This window comes from Leucobacter weissii (assembly GCF_017565745.1).
GTDB lineage: Bacteria > Actinomycetota > Actinomycetes > Actinomycetales > Microbacteriaceae > Leucobacter > Leucobacter weissii.
The window spans coordinates 1-19,902 of the sequence record NZ_JAGDYM010000015.1; the positions used below are offsets into that span (position 1 = coordinate 1).

At 68.4% G+C, this 19,902-nt stretch carries 14 protein-coding genes, 1 tRNA gene and 1 pseudogene; 12 read left to right on the forward strand and 4 right to left on the reverse strand.

The features are described 5' to 3' along the window. Window positions 1-451: 451 nt before the first annotated feature. Window positions 452-1,693, reverse strand: coding sequence for a nucleotide disphospho-sugar-binding domain-containing protein (locus J4H92_RS15805; protein ID WP_208098589.1), 1,242 nt, complete (start codon window positions 1,691-1,693; stop codon window positions 452-454). Window positions 1,694-2,202: 509 nt separating this feature from the next. Between J4H92_RS15805 and J4H92_RS12785 the strand changes: the two genes are divergently transcribed. The 5 genes and pseudogenes from J4H92_RS12785 to J4H92_RS15470 all read left to right on the forward strand — a co-directional run. Continuing rightward, a complete protein-coding gene (locus J4H92_RS12785; protein WP_243752358.1) occupies window positions 2,203-2,754 on the forward strand; it encodes a hypothetical protein in 552 nt (183 codons plus the stop codon). Continuing rightward, entirely contained in the window at window positions 2,751-4,547 is a 1,797-nt protein-coding gene (locus J4H92_RS12790; protein ID WP_208098590.1) for a type IV secretory system conjugative DNA transfer family protein, read from the forward strand. The genes J4H92_RS12785 and J4H92_RS12790 overlap by 4 nt, the downstream gene beginning before the upstream one ends. Before the next feature lie 52 nt (window positions 4,548-4,599). Then, a complete protein-coding gene (locus J4H92_RS12795) occupies window positions 4,600-5,061 on the forward strand; it encodes a single-stranded DNA-binding protein (RefSeq protein WP_208098591.1) in 462 nt (153 codons plus the stop codon). A gap of 15 nt (window positions 5,062-5,076) precedes the next feature. Continuing rightward, window positions 5,077-5,649, forward strand: a complete 573-nt coding sequence (locus tag J4H92_RS12800) for a hypothetical protein (protein ID WP_208098592.1) — start codon at window positions 5,077-5,079, stop codon at window positions 5,647-5,649. A 379-nt stretch (window positions 5,650-6,028) separates the two neighbouring features. Next, window positions 6,029-7,075: pseudogene (locus J4H92_RS15470) on the forward strand (recombinase family protein); the annotation flags it as partial. Between the two features lie 291 nt (window positions 7,076-7,366). On the opposite strand, the gene J4H92_RS15475 reads toward J4H92_RS15470, so the two are convergent. From J4H92_RS15475 to J4H92_RS12815, 3 genes are all read right to left on the reverse strand, one after another. Further along, on the reverse strand, window positions 7,367-7,681 hold the full coding sequence (locus J4H92_RS15475) for a hypothetical protein (RefSeq protein WP_243752359.1): 315 nt from the start codon (window positions 7,679-7,681) through the stop codon (window positions 7,367-7,369). 7 nt (window positions 7,682-7,688) lie between these two features. Beyond that, window positions 7,689-7,761 (reverse strand) — tRNA-Val (locus tag J4H92_RS12810). Between the two features lie 42 nt (window positions 7,762-7,803). Continuing rightward, window positions 7,804-8,262: a peroxiredoxin gene (locus J4H92_RS12815; RefSeq protein WP_208098593.1), complete on the reverse strand. Its 459-nt coding sequence runs from the start codon at window positions 8,260-8,262 to the stop codon at window positions 7,804-7,806. A 199-nt stretch (window positions 8,263-8,461) separates the two neighbouring features. Between J4H92_RS12815 and J4H92_RS12820 the strand changes: the two genes are divergently transcribed. The 7 genes from J4H92_RS12820 (at window position 8,462) to J4H92_RS12850 (ending at window position 19,823) form a co-directional block, all read left to right on the forward strand. Beyond that, window positions 8,462-10,204: a protein kinase domain-containing protein gene (locus J4H92_RS12820; protein ID WP_208098594.1), complete on the forward strand. Its 1,743-nt coding sequence runs from the start codon at window positions 8,462-8,464 to the stop codon at window positions 10,202-10,204. A 204-nt stretch (window positions 10,205-10,408) separates the two neighbouring features. Beyond that, a complete protein-coding gene (gene pstC / locus J4H92_RS12825) occupies window positions 10,409-11,512 on the forward strand; it encodes a phosphate ABC transporter permease subunit PstC (protein WP_341783098.1) in 1,104 nt (367 codons plus the stop codon). A 1-nt stretch (window position 11,513) separates the two neighbouring features. Then, a complete protein-coding gene (gene pstA, locus J4H92_RS12830) occupies window positions 11,514-12,833 on the forward strand; it encodes a phosphate ABC transporter permease PstA (RefSeq protein WP_208098595.1) in 1,320 nt (439 codons plus the stop codon). Beyond that, window positions 12,830-14,560 (forward strand): phosphate ABC transporter substrate-binding protein PstS, encoded by a 1,731-nt coding sequence (pstS, locus tag J4H92_RS12835; RefSeq protein WP_208098596.1) that lies wholly within the window; start codon window positions 12,830-12,832, stop codon window positions 14,558-14,560. Before pstA ends, pstS begins: the two co-directional genes overlap by 4 nt. Next, the gene (locus tag J4H92_RS12840; RefSeq protein WP_208098597.1) at window positions 14,557-17,439 is read left to right on the forward strand and encodes a hypothetical protein; all 2,883 of its coding nucleotides are present in this window, start codon (window positions 14,557-14,559) and stop codon (window positions 17,437-17,439) included. Before pstS ends, J4H92_RS12840 begins: the two co-directional genes overlap by 4 nt. Before the next feature lie 112 nt (window positions 17,440-17,551). Continuing rightward, on the forward strand, window positions 17,552-18,685 hold the full coding sequence (locus J4H92_RS12845; protein ID WP_208098598.1) for a hypothetical protein: 1,134 nt from the start codon (window positions 17,552-17,554) through the stop codon (window positions 18,683-18,685). Window positions 18,686-18,716: 31 nt separating this feature from the next. Continuing rightward, window positions 18,717-19,823 carry a hypothetical protein gene (locus J4H92_RS12850; RefSeq protein ID WP_208098599.1) on the forward strand — a complete coding sequence of 369 codons (1,107 nt, stop codon included), beginning with the start codon at window positions 18,717-18,719 and terminating at the stop codon, window positions 19,821-19,823. The last annotated feature ends 79 nt before the right edge of the window (window positions 19,824-19,902 follow it).

The following is a 19,902-nucleotide window of genomic DNA, read 5'->3' on the forward strand; positions in this document are numbered from 1 at the left end:
CCGCAGAACCCTCAGGAATCATGATTATCCATCAGGATTCCTGAACGTGGTCGAGGCCAGCTTGGAGGCTGGGGAGACGCACCTAAGCGGCATGAAGATCAGTCTGGAAGATGCGGGTCTAGAGACGTAGACCGCGAGTTCACGACTCCTGAAGCTTGAATCGCGGCAGGGGTGCTGTTGCAGGCGGGTTTCCCCTGGGGTGTACGCGCGCGTGTTCATCCCCGCTGCACCTTCCGGTGTGGCGCCGGGAGTGACTCGAGTTGTTGATCTGCGAGGCTGATCGCCTTTCCGCCTCAACCGCGGGCAGACCCGCATCAGGTGGGACGGTGGTCGCTGGTAGATGTCCAGGATGTCGTCGCCGTCCTCAACGACCTTTCTGGTTTCGCGATCCGGCGGTAGTGAGGATTGCGGCTGGTGAGCAGGATGAAGGCGAGGACGGAGGCGACCAGGATCATGACGTTCCCGTGCCCGTCGCGGTCTTGGCGACGATTGCGGCTGCGGTGGCCGGACCGTTCTCGGCACGCATCATTTCCGCGACACGGTGAACGGCCGATCGGCGCTCGACCGCATCGGCGATCGCCGCTTGGACGCGCTCCGTGGTGAGATGGTCTCGATTGAGTGGCGGGCCGGTGAGCCCGGATCGGTGCAGGAGCCGCGCCCAGAACGGTTGGTCTGCGAGAAATGGGACCAACACTGACGGTGTTCCGGCACGTGCCGCAGCATGGACGGTGCCAGCACCGCCGTGGTGAATCGCGGCCGACGCGTGACGGAGCACCGTGGCGTGAGGCACTGACGAGACAACCAGCACGTCCCCCGCCACGCAGCGGCGCGGAGGTTCCAAGCCACCCCAGCCGGTCGCCATCAGAATCCGCAGCCCTGCCCGTCGTCCGCCATCCACGATCGCTTCGGCGCGTGTCGCAGCGTCGCCGCCGCGCATCGACCCAAAACCGGCGTACAAGAACGGGGCATCGTCTGCGAGGAAATCCTTCACTCGCGCATCCAGCAGTCCTTCACTTGATGGCGAGCGCGGCCAATCACCCGTGAGACGGGTGGCCGACGGCCAGTCCGCAGGTCGGGGCAGCAGAGTCGGGCTCACCGCCACCAGCGAGCCTACGGCCGGTGTCAGATTCTCTGAACTGGGAAGGTCAAACCGTTGCCGCGCCGCGCGAATGTCAGCGCTGAACATTCGCTCGCCTAGACCAGCGACCCGATAGCTGAGCCGGTTGATCACTGGCCCCAGGGAGCGGTTCAGCACACCCGCGGCAGGGAACTCCCGCGTCGGAGTCAACACCGGCGTCAGCTCGACCGTGAAATACGGGACCCCGAGATGCTCAGCCGCCACCGGCACAGTGAGGAGCTTGGGATGGGCAACAATCACGTCCGGTTGCCAGTTGACGGCCTCATCCACTACACGCCGCAGGACCAGGCCCATCGTGGGACGGATGTGTTCACGAAACGCTCGCATCCCGCCGAGGTCGGCAACGGCCCGCCCGAGGTCCGCGAAGCTCACCCCGAGACTCACCCAATCAGCGTCGCCTTCCGTGCCCGGATCATCGGGCGCGGCGACGCGCACGACATGCCCTGCTTCACGGAAAGCCAACGCCAGCGAGAAGAACGGCTCGACATCGCCACGACTCCCAGCGGTCGCCAACAGGACACGCAACCGCCGACCAGCTACCGGCGCCTCAGCCACGGGGGCACTCTCCGAAGCACACAACTGGACAGCACACCGCACAGCTCTTGGATGAGCCTCGGGCACATCGCATCTCGATAGCGGACTGACAGATCATGGGTCTCCTCTAGCCGTACCGCCGACCAACAGGCCGGCGTCGATGTCGACCAGACTTCCCGACGCGCCGCCCGCCAGCCTACGCCAACAGCACCCGATACTCGGATTCCTTCCTCACCGCTGGTCAAATCCGAGGAGATGCCGCTCCGGTGTCTCCTCACGGAGCGCGGTGCGTTCTGCCTCGACCCTCGACCCAGTATTCGGGCCGCAGCGGTCGAGTCCCGGACGGGAATGCAAACGAGATCAAGCGCTCGTCCGGCGCGCGCAGGGTGAGGTCGGCCATGTCAGGGACCTGGATGCTGAGTCTGCCCTGGCGCACCTGCCCTGTGCGTGGGCACGCCCGGTGCCTGCAGATGAGGAGCAGCCGTGATGACTCAGCAGAGCAGGCCCACCAGCCAGCTAGGCGCGGAGTGATGGCCCGACCCCGCTACCGGCGCCAGAGCGACGGAGCGCCGGCGCACAAGGCACCCGAGGTGCCGGTCGTGCTCCCGCATGTCCTGGTCGCCGTAAATACCGACGGCACCATGACCGTCACCGTCGACGGTGCAGCCTACGAGACGCCTCCGTTCGCCCCTTCATGGCGGCGCGAGGACTTCGCCACAGTTCTCGACCAACTCACCGAACAGCGCCAGTCACCGTTGCGTGTCGAGGTCCGCGAAGCAGACGGCTCGGTGTTCACCGACATCATCACCCCCGGCAAGCGCCGCCGTCCCGAACCGACAACACCTGAACCCGCGGCCCCGAAGGTCGCGCCGGCCAGCCCTGAGCTGGTGGTCCTGCACGGGACTGGATTCGTGCCTGGTGAGGACGTCGCCGTGGCCGTCGTGCTCGCCCACACCGACGCGGCACCCGATGGCACGGCCAGAGGCCTGCTGTCCGCCGATCAACTCACCGGAGCGCCGACCGGAGAAGTTGTCCTGCTCGGTCGCGTCTCCGGCACGCTGGCGATCGGGCGCCCTGGATGAGCACCCCGCGCCCTACCGGATCGCTCGGGGACGAACTGACCAATCTCGGCATCGGTCTACTCATGGCCGCCGCCGTGCTCGCCGCGATTCTGCGCGGCGCAGGTTCCGTAGCTTCCTGGATCACTGGCGCCGCGCAGCCCTCGGGCGGAATCGAGGCCGGGCTCGGGGTGCTGCTCCATCCAGCTGACCCCGCCACCGCGCTCGGTGCCCCGGGCCTGAACGTGGTGGCGTACTGGATCACCGCAGGGCTGCTGATCATTGCCGCAGGTCTCGCCGGATGGTGGGTGTGGCTCGCGCTCCGCGAGCACGGACGCCAGGTCAAGGTCGATCCGTACCGCATCGCCGGAATCGCCACTCGCGGCGACATCGACAAGAACGCATCCGAGGCCGCGCTGCTCCGCCGCGCCGGGCACCTGCGGCCGTCGCTGTCCAAGGCGCGGCCGCAGGATGTCGGATACCGGATTGGCACGTCACGGGGCAGGGCTGTGTGGGCCTCGGTCGAAGACTCGATCCTCCTCGTAGGAGCCCCGAGAAGCGGGAAAGGCGCCCACGTGGTGGTGAACATGATCCTGGATGCGCCCGGCGCGGTCATCACCACCAGCACCCGCCCCGACAATCTCACCGCAACCCTCCACGCACGCCAGCGCACCGGTCCCGTCGCGGTGTTCGACCCGCAGCATCTCGCCGAGGGCGTTCCAGCCGGGCTGAGATGGTCACCCATCCGAGGATGTGAAGACCCCCTGACTGCGATGATCCGCGCCACTGGTCTCGCCGCCGGTACCGGCCTGTCCGCAGGTGGGGTCGAAGGCGGTGGGTTCTGGGAAGGCAAGACCCGCACTGCGCTCCAAGCGCTCCTCCACGCCGCGGCCCTGGATCGACGCCCACCGGGTGAGCTGTTCCGATGGACGCTCGACCCGTCCGCAGCGGCGGACGCGGTCGCGATCCTCACCGCCAACCCGGTCGCCGCGACCGGCTGGGCGGAGTCCTTGCAAGCGATGATCGACTCCGACCCGAGAACCCGCGACTCCATCTGGCAAGGCGTGTCACTGGCGCTGGCCGCCCTCGCAGACCCGCGAGTCCTCGACGCCGTGAGCCCGCGCGAGGGCGAGGACTTCGACCCCGAAGCGTTCCTCCGCGCCAAGGGCACCCTCTACCTGCTGGCAACCGGCGCCGGGGCGAACAACAGCGCAGCCCTGGTCGCCGCGTTCGTGGAAGACGTCGTGGAAGCCGCCCGCCGCATCGCCGCGACCAGTCCCGGCGCCCGGCTCGACCCACCACTGCTCCTGGCGCTCGATGAAGTCGGCAACCTCGCGCCCCTGCCCTCCCTGCCCACACTGATGGCCGAAGGCGGCGGCACCGGGATCACGACCATGCCCGTGCTCCAAAGCCTCGCGCAGGCGCGGGAGAAATGGAGCGAAAACGCGGCCGGCGCGATCTGGGACGCCTCCATCGTCAAGATCATCCTCGGTGGTGCGTCGAACTCGAAAGACCTGCACGACCTGACCACCCTCATCGGAGAGCGTGACGAGGTGACCGACTCCACCACCGTCGGAGACCACGGCTCGCGCTCCGCGCAACGCTCCATCCGGCGGGTCCCGATCATGCCGCCCGACGCGATCCGCACCCTCCCATTCGGCACCGCGCTCGTACTGCTGCGCGCCGCACCGCCCATCGTCACCCGGATGCGGACCTGGACCGACCGCCCCGACGCCGCCGCACTGCGTAGCGACCGCGCCCAGATCGAGGCGCTACTCCAACGCCGGCCGCAGGGAGACGCGGGCGCACCTGCCTGACACAGGCGGCCCCGGCGTGGGGCTACCGACCATGTCAGAAAGGGGCAGTCCGATGGCTCTCCACACGCAAGAATCCGTCTCCGGGTTCATCGCCTCCGATCCGCAGCTCACGTACACCGAGCGCGGGGACGCGAGGCTCTACGTCAAGATCGGGCAGGAGCACTACCGCCGAGAAGACGACGGGTCGTTCACGCAGACCGAGACGACCTTTCACGACCTCGTGGCGTTCAAGAAGACCGCCGAGCGCGCGCACGAGCGGTTCGCCAAGGGCGACAAGTTCGTCGCCGAGGGCTACACCCGCGAGTACGACCGGCAGACGCCCGATGGCGAGGCCGTCAAGGCCGAGGAGTTCGTCGCGAAGAAGCTCGGCCACGACCTGGCCCGCACCACCTACGAGGTCGACCGCACCCGTCGTTCCCAGCCTGCCCCCGTGCAGGAGGCCGCCGAACAAGCCCCGGTCGGGCTCGCTCCGCGCCGGGAACCCGCCAGCGCCGCGTCGGCGCTCGGGCTGTGACCAGAAGCGATCGTCATGGCTGAGTACGACGACGCGCCCGAAGCCGACGAGCCCGAGCCTGCGGATGAACCGGAGGAGTTCGACGGACCGCTGCTGCCCGAACCGCCGCACCCGATCAACTGGAACCTTCTGACCGCTGATGAGGCCGAAGCCGAGTGGCTGGAGCTCAACCGGTGGGTCAATTGGCTTCGCGGGGCCTACGGCCTGCCCGCGAGCGTGGTCCCGCCGTTCTGGCACCACCACCCCGAGCTGGTCTGGGAGCTGAGTGCCTTGCACCTGCACTGGCTGGCGGCCTACGACCCGGAGCAGAACGCGAGTGCGCCGCTGGGCTGGCACCGTGACTTCGCAGACGCTCGTCAGCGGCTCCGCGACTGGGTAGCCGCCTGCGGCACCCGGCTCGACCGCGACCGTCCCACCCGCCAGACCATCTGGCCCGGCGAGGACACCGCCGAGCCCGTCGAAGACCGGATCATCGCCAACCGCGACGAGGACTTCGTGCAGTTCGTCCTCGATGACGTCGCCGCGCGCCGTCAGGCCGAGGACGACTTCTACGCTGGCCTCGACCCGCGCACCGGAGAGCTCACATGAACCGGCAGCAACGACGCAGGGGCGGCCGCCGGGGGCGGCACTTCCGCGTCGAGGCCATGCCGAGGCAGTCCCCGGACCTGCACAAGCTCGCACAGGTCTTCCTCGGGATGGCCGTGGCAAGGGCGGACGATTATGCCGACCCCAGCGGGCAGGATGCACCCGAACCGCAGGCCGAACCGACATCGGCAGACGACCCCGAGGTAGAATGAACGTGCTTCGCCACGGCCCGTCGCAACGGGCCTGGTGCGCAGTCCAGTTGGCCCCCGTGGCTTACCTGCGACCCTCACAGGGTGCAGGTCGTGTTTCCGATTACGAGTCGCACCGCGCGACGGTTCGCCGTCGTGGTGGCTCCCACCATCGGTGAGAGGAAACACGACTAATGGCTCTGGCGCCCCCGGCCCCACCCTGCAGCCTCGACAGGCTCGGCGAGACCACCACCCTCGCCGTCTCGTATCTGCGCGTCTCTACCAAGGAGCAGGCGGAGCGCGGCGGGCGCGATGAAGGTTTCTCCATCCCCGCGCAGCGCGACGCCAACCTGCGCAAGGCCCGTGACCTCAACGCCATCGTGGTCGAGGAGTTCATCGACGCGGGAGAGTCCGCGCGCAAGGCCGACCGGCCCGAGCTGATGCGGATGATCGAGTACGTCAAGACCCACCAGATCGCCTACTGCATCGTCCACAAGGTCGACCGGCTCGCTCGCAACCGTGCTGATGACGTGGCCATCCACCTCGCGCTCCGCGAGGCCGGGGTCATGCTCGTCTCTGCCACAGAGAACATCGACGAGACTCCCTCGGGGATGCTGCTGCACGGCATCATGTCCACGATCGCGGAGTTCTACTCCCGTAACCTCGCCAACGAGGTCGCCAAGGGCATGACGCAGAAGGCGGCGACCGGCGGCACCGTCGCCCGCGCGCCACTCGGCTACCTCAACGTCCACAAGCGCGACGAGCTCGGCCGCGACGTGCCTACCGTGATCCCGGACCCCGACCGTGCCGCGCTCGTGCGGTGGGCGTTCGACGCCTATGCGACTGGGAACTACTCGACCTCGATGCTCCGCGAGGAGCTGATCGACCGAGGACTGACCACGGTGCCGACACCGAAGCGTCCCGCGAAAGCGCCTGGGCTATCCAGCATCCAGGCGATGCTGTCGAACCCGTACTACAAGGGCGACGTGATCTTCCGCGGCGCCAGGTACGACGGCCTGCACGAACCGCTGGTCAGCGCCGAGCTCTGGTACCGCGTCCAGAACGTGCTCACCGCTCACCAGGTCTCAGGCGAGAAGACCCAGACGCACGAGCACTACCTGAAAGGCTCGATCTACTGCGGTGACTGCGGCTCCCGGCTCATGGTCACCCACGCCAAGAACGGCAAGGGTGTCGTCTACCCCTACTTCATCTGCGCCGGCCGGCATTCCAAGCGCACGAGCTGCATCCGCAAGGCGATGCCCGTGGACGAGATCGAGCAGAAGGTCGAGGACTACTACCGTCAGGTGCAGATCCCTGAGCACATCGTCACCGCGCTGCGGCACATGCTCACCCGCCAGTTCGATGACCTCCACGCCGCGAACAAGGCCGAACGCCACACTCTCGCACAGGAGCGCGACAAGCTCCGCGACGAGCGTCGCAGTCTCCTGCACGCCCACCACGCGGGTGCTGTCCCGCTCGATCTACTCAAAGAGGAACAGGACCGCATATCACGGCGGCTCGCGTTCCTCGACTCACGGATCGATGCAGGTCAGATTGAGTACGACCAGGCCAAGGATCAATTGGAGGACTGCCTGGCTCTGGCGGGGAATGCTCACGCGATCTACATGAGCCTGGACGACTCGCTCCGGCGCATCTGCAACCAGGCGTTCTTCGAGCGGATCAACGTCTACGAGGTCGAGGACATCAACACGGTGGCTGCGGATCACGGGGAACCGTTCGATGCACTGTTCGACCCGGCGCTCCACACCGATGCGCTGGTCTACGAAGCGGCGGCGCTGCAAGGGAAGGATGCCAAACCCGCTGACGTCGCGGGTTTGAACATCCAACGTTGGGTGGGCCCGGCCGGGATCGAACCGACGACATCCACGGTGTAAACGTGGCGCTCTACCAGCTGAGCTACAGGCCCCTCGTCCGCGCTGCGGACCGGACAAGCATAGGGCATGCGCGCTCAGAGAGCGGCGATCGCCTCGCGGTAGGCTCCGAAATCACGGGCCTCGCCGGGCGAGGTCTCGAAGGAGGCCAGCACTTTCCGTCCCGCACCGATGATCACCGTCGCGCGCGTCGCGATCCCCGCCTCCTCGACGAACGCGCCGTAGTCCCGAGCCACGCCCCCGTGCGGCCAGAAGTCCGAGAGGATCGAGAACTCGTAGTCCTCCTGCGTGGCCCAGGCGCGCAGCGCGTAGACCGAATCCACCGAGATGCCCAGCAGCCTGACCTGGGAGTCGGCGAACACCGCGATGTTGTCGCGCAGCTCGCACAGCTCCCCGGTGCAGATGCCAGAGAAGGCCAGCGGGAAGAACACCAGCGCGACCGGTCGCTCTGCGACCAGCTCGGACAGCGTCAGCTCCTCGCCGTGCTGATCCGAGAGCGTGAACTCGGGAGCGATCTCGCCGACCTGAATCACCATCATGCCTCCTGGGCTCGCGACAACGTAGGCCTCCAGCCTAGGGCATGCCCCGCTCCACCCCACGGAAGCGGCCCCGCCGATCGAGCCCCTCCCGCCGACGGCCTGCTCGGCTCCGCCGCGGAGGCGCCGACACTCGCCGGACACCTGGCACGGCTATCATGTCCGGAAAAACGGAGGTGTCTTGCAAGCGGGTACGGCGATGCCGAAGCGCGTCGGCGACTTCGAGGTGCACATGCGTCTCGGTCGGGGCGGCTCTGCCGACGTCTATTCGGCGACCCGTGCGCCCGGCGGCGAGACACTCGCCCTCAAGGTGCTGAAACCCGGTCTCTCGTTCTCCGAGTCGGAGCGATCGGGATTCCTCCAGGAGGCGCAGCTCGCCTCTCGGATCGATCACCCGGGTGTGATCCGAGTCGATTCCTTCGGACAGGGCGAGATGGTCGGCGCGGACGATTCCCGCTCCGAGACCGCCTGGATCGCCCTCGAGCTCCTGCGCGGACGCACGCTCGCCGCGCACGTGCGCGAGCACGGCCCGCTCATGGTCGACGACGCGCTCGCACTGGCCGCGGCGCTGCTCGACGCGCTGAGCTCGGTGCACCGCGCCGGTCTCGTGCACCGCGACGTCACTCCGGCGAACGTGATCCTCGATCTGCAGCCCGGAGAGCCGCTGGACGCCTCCGCCGTGCGCCTCATCGATTTCGGCATCGCTGGCCGTTCCGGAGACACCGCCGTCAGGCACGCGGATCGCGCCACGGGCTTCGCCGAAGCCCGTTCCGGAACCCGACCGCTGACCGAGCGCGCGCACCCGGGCGGGGACGATCTCGGAGTGCTGGGGAACCCGCTCTACATCTCTCCGGAGCAGGCTCAGGGATCGCCCGTCACCGCGGCGGCCGACCTCTACCAGCTCGGCGGGCTTCTGCACTTCGCGCTCACGGGGGTCCCGCCCTTCGCCCGGGAGGACCCCCTCGCCGCGATGTCCGCGCACGTGTCGGATCCGGCCGCGCCCCCCTCGCTGCTCGCATCGTCCCTGCCGCCCGAGGTGGACGATCTGGTTCTCGACGCCCTGGAGAAGGATCCCGCGCGTCGCCCGCCCGGTGCCGAGGCGATGCTGCGGTCCGTGCACGACGTCGCCGCCGCGATCGGGTCGGATCGAGTGGACACCGACCGACTGCCGCTGATCCCGCCCCCGGCGCGACGCGGGGGCGCTCCCGCGCGATCGCCGAGCCGATCATCGGGCCCGACGCCCGTGCGCACCGCCGCCGCGGGGTCGAGCCGATCCGAACGGCGCTGGTGGGTCTGGGCCGCGGTGGTCGCCATCCTCTTCTCCCTGGTCGGTCTCGGCGTGCTGGCCACACTGCAGAACTCGGGGTTCCGCGGCATCGAGGCGATCAGCAGCACGCCGCCGCCCACCGAGGAGCCGGTGGTGCAGCCCGAGCCCGAACCCGAGCCCGAGCCGGTGCCGCTGCCAGAGCCGGAGCCGGAACCGGAACCGGAGCCGGAGCCCACGGAGGTCAGGATCGCCATGCCGGAGGTCGTCGGGCTGCCCCTGGACGAGGCGCGGGAACTGATCGAACGCCTCGGACTGGTCGTCGGCGACATCCGCACGCTCTCCGGCCCCGACCCCGCCGACACCGTGCTCAGGAGTTCCAGGGCGGACGGCGTCTCGCTCTCCCCCGGCAGCACCGTGAGGCTCACCGTGGCGTCGGGATGGAACCGGGTGCCCGACGTGATCGGCCTGACGGCGGAGGAGGCCGAGACCGAGCTGACGGCCGCCGGATACCTCCCGGTGTTCGTCTCGCCGGAGGAGACCGTTCCGGAGGAGAGCCCCGACCCAGCCGCCCCACCGGTGACGGCTCAGGAATCCGGCAGAGCGCTCCACGCCGAGCCCGCTGCCGGCAGGAGAGCCGAAGTGGGCGGCATCGTGACCGTCACGATATCCGACTAGGCCGGATCACGGTTCACGTCGCGCTCCGCGATCCGGGCACTCGCACACCAGATGAACAACAGGTTAAGAGACGGGCGATAACTGTTCACCGGACGAACACAATCAGTTCACCAAAGCTGCCTAGCCTCGGTACCTGACGAACATCGTTGACCAGATCGGGCATCGATCTCAGCGCCAAGCGAATGCAAGAGGAACCGGACGCCTGTGAAGAGTGCGAGCGATACGCCGCTATCGAACGAGATTGACGAACTCTTCGCACAGCAACCGGATGGCGACGACGTGCCGAAGGACGATCCTCCGGTCGATGAGGCTTCCTCGGACGACACGGGCGATTCCGTCACGGCGCGCAGCCTGAAGTCGGTCCCCTCCACCGCGGACACGGTCTTCCGCTCGACCGCGTTCGTCGCGGGCCTGATCACCGTCGTGGTGATGCTCGCGGTAGGCATCTTCCTGTCGATGCGCGCGGGAGACGCGCTGAGCGTCGCGGGCCTCTCCTTCCTGACCGAGCAGAACTGGTCGCCCGAGACGCAGGAGTTCGGCATCGCCGCGGTGCTCTTCGGCACCTTCGCCATCGCGCTCGTGGCCATGGCCGTGTCGCTCCCGCTCTCCTTCGGCACCGCGCTGCTCATCTCCGAGATCGCCCGCGGTCGGCTCCAGCAGTGGCTCATCACGATCGTCGACCTGATGGCGGCCGTGCCCAGCGTGGTCTTCGGCCTCTGGGGGGTCTTCTACCTGCAGGGAAACATCATCCCGGTGGCCCAGTGGATCTCGACCTACTTCGGCTGGATCCCGATCTTCGCGGTGACCGACGACGCCGGCGTGCCGCTGACCGACGCCAGCGCCTTCACCTCGTCGACGTTCATCGCCGGCATCGTCGTCGCCCTGATGATCGTGCCCACGCAGACCTCGGTGATGCGCGAGACCTTCTCCCAGGCGCCGCCCGGCGAGCGCGAGGGCGCGCTCGCCCTCGGGGCCACACGATGGATGATGATCACCAACGTGGTGCTGCCCTTCGGCCGGGGCGGCATCATCGGCGGTTCGATGCTCAGCCTCGGGCGGGCCCTCGGCGAGACCATCGCCGTCTACATGATCATCTCCCCCATCTTCACGATCAACTGGGAGCTGCTCAAGACGGGCGGCAACTCCGTGTCGGCGCTGATCGCGCTGCGCTACGGAGAGGCGAGCGACTTCTCCCTCTCGGCCCTCATGGCGGCAGGACTCACCCTGTTCCTCATCACGCTGGTCATCAACTTCACCGCCTCCACGATCGTCGCCCGATCGCGCTCGGGCGCAGAGAGCGAGGCGTGACATGACGGACACGCTGATCGGGACCGAGTCCTCCGAGCGGGATCACGAGACCGCCCCCGCGGAGCTTCCCGCCCGCCACGCCGCGCCCCCAGTGGTCGCCGGCACCGTCACGCCCGACGTCTCGGACGTCGAAGAGGGCGAACGGCGCGATCTGCGCGGCGTTCGAGCCGAGGACGCCTTCAACCTGCTCGGCGCACTCGCGGCCGGCATCGCCATCGCCACCCTGCTCTTCGGGTGGATCGCGCCGCTCACCGGCCCCATCGGCTGGTTCATCGTCGCCTTCCTCTCGTTCCTCGCCGTCTACAGCTACCTGGTGCGACTGGGGGCCGGATGGCAGGAGGTCAAGGACCGCATCGCGACGACCCTCTTCGTCAGCGCCGCCGTGATACTCGTCGGCGCCCTGCTCTTCGTCATCTCCTACGCGCTGATCCGGGGCAGCGAAGCGCTGCCGCACCTGAACTTCTTCACGCAGGACATGGAGCTCGCCGGTCCGCTCGACCCGCTCGACGTCGGCGGCATCCTCCACGCGATCCTGGGCACCCTGATCCAGATCTCGATCGCACTCGCGATCACCATTCCCCTGGGCGTGCTCACGGCGCTGTACCTCAACGAGGTGGGCGGCAGGTTCGCCCGCTTCGTCCGGACCATCGCGGACGCGATGACGGCGCTCCCCTCGATCGTGGCCGGCCTGTTCATCTACGCCGCGGTGATCCTGCTGATCACCAACCAGCGCTCCGGCTTCGCCGCCGCGCTCGCCATCACGGTCATGATGCTCCCCATCGTGATCCGCGCCTCCGACGTGGTCCTCCGGCTCGTCGCCGGCAACCTCCGGGAGGCCGCCTACGCACTCGGGGCGACCCGCTGGCGCACCGTCTGGCACGTCGTGCTGCCTACCGCGCGCTCCGGACTGGTCACCGCCGTGATCCTCGGCACCGCCCGCGGCATCGGTGAGACCTCCCCCGTGCTGCTGACCTCCGGCATGACGAACGTGACGAACCTGAACCCCTTCGAGGGCGCGATGATTTCGCTTCCTCTTCAGGTGTTCGACTTCGTCCGTTCACCTGAGCCCAACATGATTGCTAGAGGGTTCGGCACCGCCGCCGTGCTGCTGCTGCTCGTGCTCGCGCTCTTCACGATCGCGCGCATGATCGGCGGGCGCGGTCCCGGCCAGCTCTCCAAGCGCGGGGAGCGCCGGGTCAAGGACGCGTCGAAGCGCGACATGCGCCGGATGTCGCGGGCCGCGGAGGCGTCGCTCCAGGCCGCGCCCTCCGCTCAGATTCCGCCGGACCCCCAGCCCGCACAGACAGCGACAGACCGATGAACCGCACCAGCACCACCGGAGAGCAACGAGTGAAGACACGCCGCATCCCCACTGCCCGGCGCCTGACGCAGGCCAACCGTGTCCGCCGTGCCCTCGCCCTCGTGGCGGCGGCGGTCGTCGCCCTCGGCGTGGGCCTGCCCGCGTCCGCCGGAACGGTCACGACCGCCCATGCCGCGAGCTACGAGCCGATCACCGGCTCGGGATCGTCCTGGTCCGCGAATGCGATCAAGCAGTGGCAGCGCAACGTGGCAGGCCTCTACAGCATGCAGGTGAACTACTCGGACACGGGCTCGTCCGCGGGTCGTCGCGACTTCATCGGCAGCCAGAACGGCCCGACCGTCGACTTCGCGGTCAGCGAGATCCCCTTCCAGGCTCGACCCGAGGACGGCTCGGCACCGGAGAAGCCGAACATCAAGTACGCGTACATGCCGATCGTCGCCGGCGGCACCGCGTTCATGTACAACCTGAAGATCAACGGACAGCGGGTGACGAACCTGCGGCTCTCCGGAGAGACGATCACGAAGATCTTCACCGGCGAGATCACGAAGTGGAACCACAAGCAGATCCAGTCCGACAACCCGGGCCTGAAGATGCCGAACAAGAACATCGTCCCGGTGGTCCGCTCGGACGGCTCCGGCTCGACGGCGCAGTTCACGCTCTGGATGTCGAAGCAGCACAAGAGCCTGTGGAAGAAGTTCTACCCCGCGGGCGGGCTCACCTCGCAGTACCCGGTGTTCTCGGGCGCGAAGGGACAGACCGGATCGTCCGGCGTGTCCGGCTACGTGGCGCAGGATCACGGCGAGGGAGCGATCACCTATGTCGAGTACTCCTACGCGCTGAAGGCGAACTTCCCGGTCGCGAAGGTGCTCAACAAGTCGGGCTACTACGTCGAGCCCACCAAGTACGCGGTGGCCGTGGCGCTGATGAAGGCCAAGATCAACAACAACAAGAGCTCGTCCGACTACCTCACGCAGATCCTCGACGGGGTCTACAGCAACAACGACAAGCGCAGCTATCCGCTGTCGAGCTACTCCTACCTGATCGTGCCGACCGAGGCGAAGGGCATCGTCACGAATGCCAAGGGCAAGACGCTGGCGGAGTTCGGCAAGTACCTGCTGTGCGAGGGGCAGCAGCAGGCCGGCGATCTCGGGTATTCGCCGCTGCCGATGAACCTGGTGCAGGCGGGCTTCACCCAGATCAAGCGCATTCCGGGCGCGGGCAGCGTGAAGGTCGACATCAACAAGTGCAACAACCCGACCTTCAAGGCGGGCGACTCCCTCTCGAAGAACCAGCTCGCCCAGACCGCCCCGATGCCGCAGGAGTGCGACAAGAAGGGGCCCGAGCAGTGCACGACCGGCACGGGCGGCGCTGAGGGATCCACGCCGAAGACCGGGAACGGCGGCGGCGACGGCTCCGGCGGCGGCGACGACACCGGAGGCTCCGGCACCGACGACACCGGAGGCTCCGGCACCGACGACACCGGAAGCGCCGGCACCGACGACACCGGAAGCGCCGGAGTGGTCATCGACGACAACGGCGAGCTGGTGAGCGCCGGGTCCGCCGGCAACGCGGCGGTCGCCTCGCCGTTCACCCTGCCGGAGGACGGCTGGGGCGGCACCCAGACCATGATGGTGGTCGCCGGACTGCTGCTGCTCGCGGCGATGCTGGTGCCGCCGATGCTCGGCAACCGCATGGGCAGCTCCTCGCGAAAGGGAGGGGAACAGTGAAGCGCGCTCCCCTCTATCTCCGCGCGGGCGGAGTCGGGCTGATCGTCGCCGCGCTCGTCTCCTCCTCCCTCGCCACGGCGGCGGTGCTGTTCCAGCCGGACTCGGCCGAGGCCGCTCCGGTCACCCAGAACGCCACGACCACCGCGAGCGCGGTCACCCTCACCAATGCCAAGAACGCGCTGGTCTCGGAGGACGCCCCGTTCCCCGATCTCAAGGTCACGGTCTCGCAGACGAAGGACCTGGTGAACCAGGGCATCCGGATCACCTGGACGGGCGGCAAGCGCTCCTCCCGCCCGAGCGGCAGCAACGGCGGCGAGAACTTCCTGCAGATCGCGCAGTGCTGGGGCGAGGACAAGGACAATCCCGGTCACCCCGACCGCCGCACCTGCCAGTACGGCGGCACGCTCGGCTACGGCTCGATGCGGGACGCCACCCAGGGGCGGACCCAGGTCGCCGATCAGGACAAGCGCTATACCGTGGCGGAGGCTCGCGGACGCGTCTACACGGGCATCCCCTTCGTCGCCGTGAACAGCAGGGGCAGCGTCGACGACCGCAAGGCGCCCTCGGACCGCGTGGTCACCGCGATCCAGCGCGACGCGAACTCCAGCGTCTACTACGACGGCAACCCCGGTTGGGCCATCAAGAGGGACGGGAACGCCGTCGATCTCAACACCAACACCTTCTTCACCAGGAACACCACCAACGAGGTGAACTGGGCCCCGTCGTCGGCGGACGGATCCGGCTCGGTGCCCTTCGAGGTGCAGACCGCGATGCAGTCCCCCGGCCTGGGCTGCGGGAACGTGGCGGCCGGGTCCTCGAAGGCGCAGTCCTGCTGGCTCGTCATCATCCCGCGCGGCGAGAAGGACAACGGCTCCAATTCGATCGACAAGCCGGGGATCTGGTGGGACTCCTGGGAGCACCACGTCGCGACGAAGCTCGAGTTCCGCCCGCTCGGCTCCCGCTGCGACATCGGCACGCAGGAGCAGCAGATCGCCGGCAGCGAGCTGCTGGTGAACGTCATCGCCTCGTGGCAGCCGCAGCTGTGCTCCGGCAAGAACGGTGCCGCGTTCGTGCACCGCATCGGCGCCGAGACCGATGCGCTCCGCGATGCGAGCGGCACGACGCCCAGCGCGCTCGCGCTGACATCGCTCCCCCTCGACACGGCGAACGCGGGACTCGACAAGGATCCATTGGCCTACGCCCCGATCGCGCTCTCCGGGCTGAGCATCAGCTTCGCGATCGACTCCTCTCCGCAGACGTCCCCCCGCGAGCCGACCGAGCCGACGGAGCCGACCAAACCCGCGGAGCCCACGAGGCCGCCGGAGCCCGACCACCCCGGGGAGAACGCGACGCCCGAGGAGTTGGAGGACTGGGAGGCCGACTACTCGCAGTGGCAGAAGGACTTCAAGCAGTGGAAGACGGCCATGACGACGTGGCGCAAGGACCTGCAGCAGTGGGAGATCGACGTCAAGCAGTGGCGCCGTGACTTCGCCAAGTGGGAGGTCGCTCACGAGGAGTGGGAGAGCACCCGTGAGTCGTGGGAGAAGACGGAGCAGCGACGAGGACAGCCGATGACGCAGCTCAACCTCACGCCCCGGCTCCTCGCCAAGCTGCTCACCGCCTCCTACACCGAGTCCTTCCCGGTCGGAGCCGATACGAAGCACATCAGCGGCAATCCCCGGACGATCGTGCAGGATCCCGACTTCTGGCAGCACAACGGCGGAGCCGACGGCGAGTGGGCCAAGCAGAGCATCGTGGGCGTCTCGGTCTCGGACGCGCTGATGCCGGAGGGCCGCTCCGACCTCGCGACACGTCTCTGGGAGTACGTCTACGCGAACGCCGAGGCGGCCGCCTGGCTGAACGGGGCCGCCGACCAGTGGGGCACCAAGGTGAACCCGTACTACTCGACCAACGCGAAGATCAACCCGACGAAGACGGCCTTCTCCCTGCCCCGGGACAACTTCCCCAAGGCCGATCCGACGGAGAAGGCGGACACCACGACGAGCGACCCGGCCCACGGCACCGGGCCCATCGACCTGGTCATCAACCGCCCGTATACGAGCGACTTCACCAACGGCGCCTACAGCGTGCTGCGCGGCGACGGCAAGGTGCTCGGGGACTGGGACAAGTTCTCGATCCCCAACAAGTACGGCAAGGCGCCGCGCCAGCTGTTCGGCAACCAGAGCGTGATCGCCCTGACGACCGCTCCCGCGGCCGAGCAGTACCAGACGGCGACCGCCGCGCTGCTCAACCCGGCCGGCCGCTTCGTCCTGCCCACGCGCGCCGGCATGTCGGCCGCCGCCGCCGCGATGGTCCCGGACACGACGCAGCCCAAGGTCGCGCTGTTCAACCCGAACAGCTCCGCGGCCAAGGAGGCCGACACCGCCTATCCGCTCACCATGCCCGTGTACGCGGCGCTCAACCCGGCCCAGACCGACTACGATCTGCGCTCGTCCTATGCGGGCCTGATCAGATACGCCGTGCAGAAGGGCCAGCGACCCGGCACCGACATCGGGCGCCTGCCCCCCGGCTACGCGCCGCTCTCCCAGGAGTGGGTGAAGCAGGCGCTCGCTGCTGCGGACGAGATCCAGGGCAAGGCCCCGGAGGACGAGAAGGATCCCGACGCCGATCCCGAGTCGCCCGCGGACCCCGACGCCGACGGCGAGAGCCCGGACAGCCCCGACAGCGAGTCGGATCCCGACACCGTCGACGAGATCGACTCCCCCGAGGAGGAGCCGCTCGCCCTCGCCGGCGGCACCACGCCGGACGATCCGCTGAACGGCCTGCTGGTCTACGCCGTGCCGGCCGGTCTGCTGACCGGTCTCGCAGCCGCGGCGTCCGTGCCGTTCATCGGCAGATTCAGAGCGAGGGAGCAATGACGCTCCCCGTCTCGAAAAGACTTGTGCGGCCCTCGGCCAGAAGGCCGCACAAGACGTCGAACCACCCGGGCTCGGCGTTGTTCTCCCTACTCCCACGAGAAAAGGAACAGCAGTGAAGAACATCAAGAAGTATACGGCCGCGCTGGCCTCGGTCGGGGTCGTCGCGACCCTGCTCGCCATCGCGCCCACGGCGCACGCCGATCGCGTCGAGGCTCCTGCTGCGGCGGGTGATTTCGCGGTGGTCGGTTCCGACACCCTGCAGGACGTGGTCGCCGCGTTCGCAGAGGGCACGACCGTCACCGGTTCCTTCGTGCGAGCAACCGCGAACGGCGATCACTTCGCGTCGTTCCACGCCACCGGCACCACGCCGAACATCACCGCCAAGGTCGGGGGCCCCTCCTTCGGGCGCCCCAACGGCTCGGGCGACGGCGTGAAGGCGCTCAGCGCCTCGGTGCAGGGCATCAACTACACCTCCGGCACCGCCGGCAGCACGCCTGCCGTGAACATCAGCGGCCAGGTCGACATCGCGCGCTCCTCCTCGGGCCCCGGCTCGAACCCGGGCGCCAACCCCTCCGGCCCGCTGGTCTACCTGCCCTTCGGCCGCGACGCGCTCGCCTACGCCTACTCGGGTGGCAACGCGGCTCTGTCGAACCTGAACGCCGATCAGCTCAAGAGCCTGTTCGAGTGCCAGACCACCACCATCGGCGGCGTGACGGTGACCCCGGTCATCCCCCAGGCCGGTTCGGGCAGCCGCTCGGACTTCCTGAGCAAGATCGGCAACCCGACGCTCGGCTCCTGCGTCGTCATCGGTCAGGAGCACGACACCGCGCACCTCGCCGACGGCACCACGCCGTTCCCGAACAACGCCGTCACCCCGATCTCCGTGGCCCAGTGGGTCTCGCAGAAGACCGGCGCCGCCGCCAGCCGCATCGGCGCCACCGTGCAGCTCGGCACCCCGACCGGAACCGCTCCCGTCACCGGCGAGGGCGTCAACACCCTGCCCAACGCCTCGTACTACTCCAACAGCACCTGGGGCCGCGACACCTACCTGGTGGTCGAGTACGCGCGGATCGATCCGAACGACCCGAAGTACGACGCCAAGCTCGACAACCTCCTGGGCGAGACCGGCAGCAAGCTGCTCTCCAACCAGGACGGGCTGCCCAGCCAGGCGGGTGCGGTGAAGCAGAAGTTCGGCTTCCTCGAGCCCAGCACCACCGATTTCATCCGCGCGAATTTCCGCAACTAACGCGTAAGCATTCCAAGGAGTACACACACTCATGAAGAAGAATCAGACTGTGCGCGGCGTGCTCGCCGGTGCGCTCTCGCTCGGCCTCATCGCCGGTGCGACCACGGTCCCGGCACTGACCGCGACCGCAGCCGAGACCCCCGGCACCTTCTACGTCTGGAACGGCGAGGCCGACACGCCGACCCTGCTCGAGAAGGGCGAGGGCACCTACGACGCCGACGATCAGCTCGTCATCTCCGCCAGCGACACCGATCCGCTGGCCGAGATCACGGCCGACGGGGCGTTCACCGAGGTGTACCGCTTCGTCGCTCCGGTGCCCGCCGACGGTCAGGCGCTGGGCGGCAAGTCGACCTGGAGCTCGTTCGAGCAGACCGAGGCGGCCGGCCCCAACGGCGGCCTGCTGGCGGACAACTTCACCCTCGAGGATCACGGCGGCCGCGCGCTGAGCACCGTGATCGCGAACGGCGGCGAGTACGCCATCGGCGTGGCGTTCACCAACGACAGCGGCGCGACCGTGGTCGACTCCGCCTACCGCGTGGTGAACATCCAGGCCGGCACCGGCAAGTTCTCGCTCGGCGGCGCCATCGAGGCTCCGGTGATCGCGGGCGCCAAGCCCACCATCAGCGGCACCGCCCGCGTCGGCTCCACGCTGACCGCTCGCGCGACCGGCTGGACCCCGACCGGCGTGAAGCTCAGCTACCAGTGGCTGCGCGGCGGCAAGGCCATCTCGGGCAGCGCCGCGAAGAAGGCCAGCTACAAGCTCGTCGCGGCGGACGCCAAGAAGCGCATCTCGGTGCGCGTGACCGGCACGCTCACGGGTGCGGCCAACGTGGTGCAGACCAGCGCCGCCAAGACCGTCGCCAACGGCAAGATCTCGGCGAAGTCCGTCAAGGTCACCGGTACCGCCAAGTCGGGCAAGACCCTGCGCGCCAAGACCTCGTCCTGGTCGCCGAAGGGCGTCAAGCTCAGCTACCAGTGGCTGCGCAACGGCAAGGCCATCAAGGGCAGCGCCGCGAAGAAGTCGTCCTACAAGGTCAAGAAGGCCGACCGCAAGAAGAAGATCAGCGTTCGGGTGACCGGCAAGCTCACGGGCTACACCACCGTCACCAAGAAGAGCTCGGCCAAGACGGTCCGCTAACCTCTTCTCCTCCCGGATGAACCCGGGCCCGGCATCCGCGCCACGCGCGGGCCGGGCCCGGGTTCACCCCCGCCTGCAC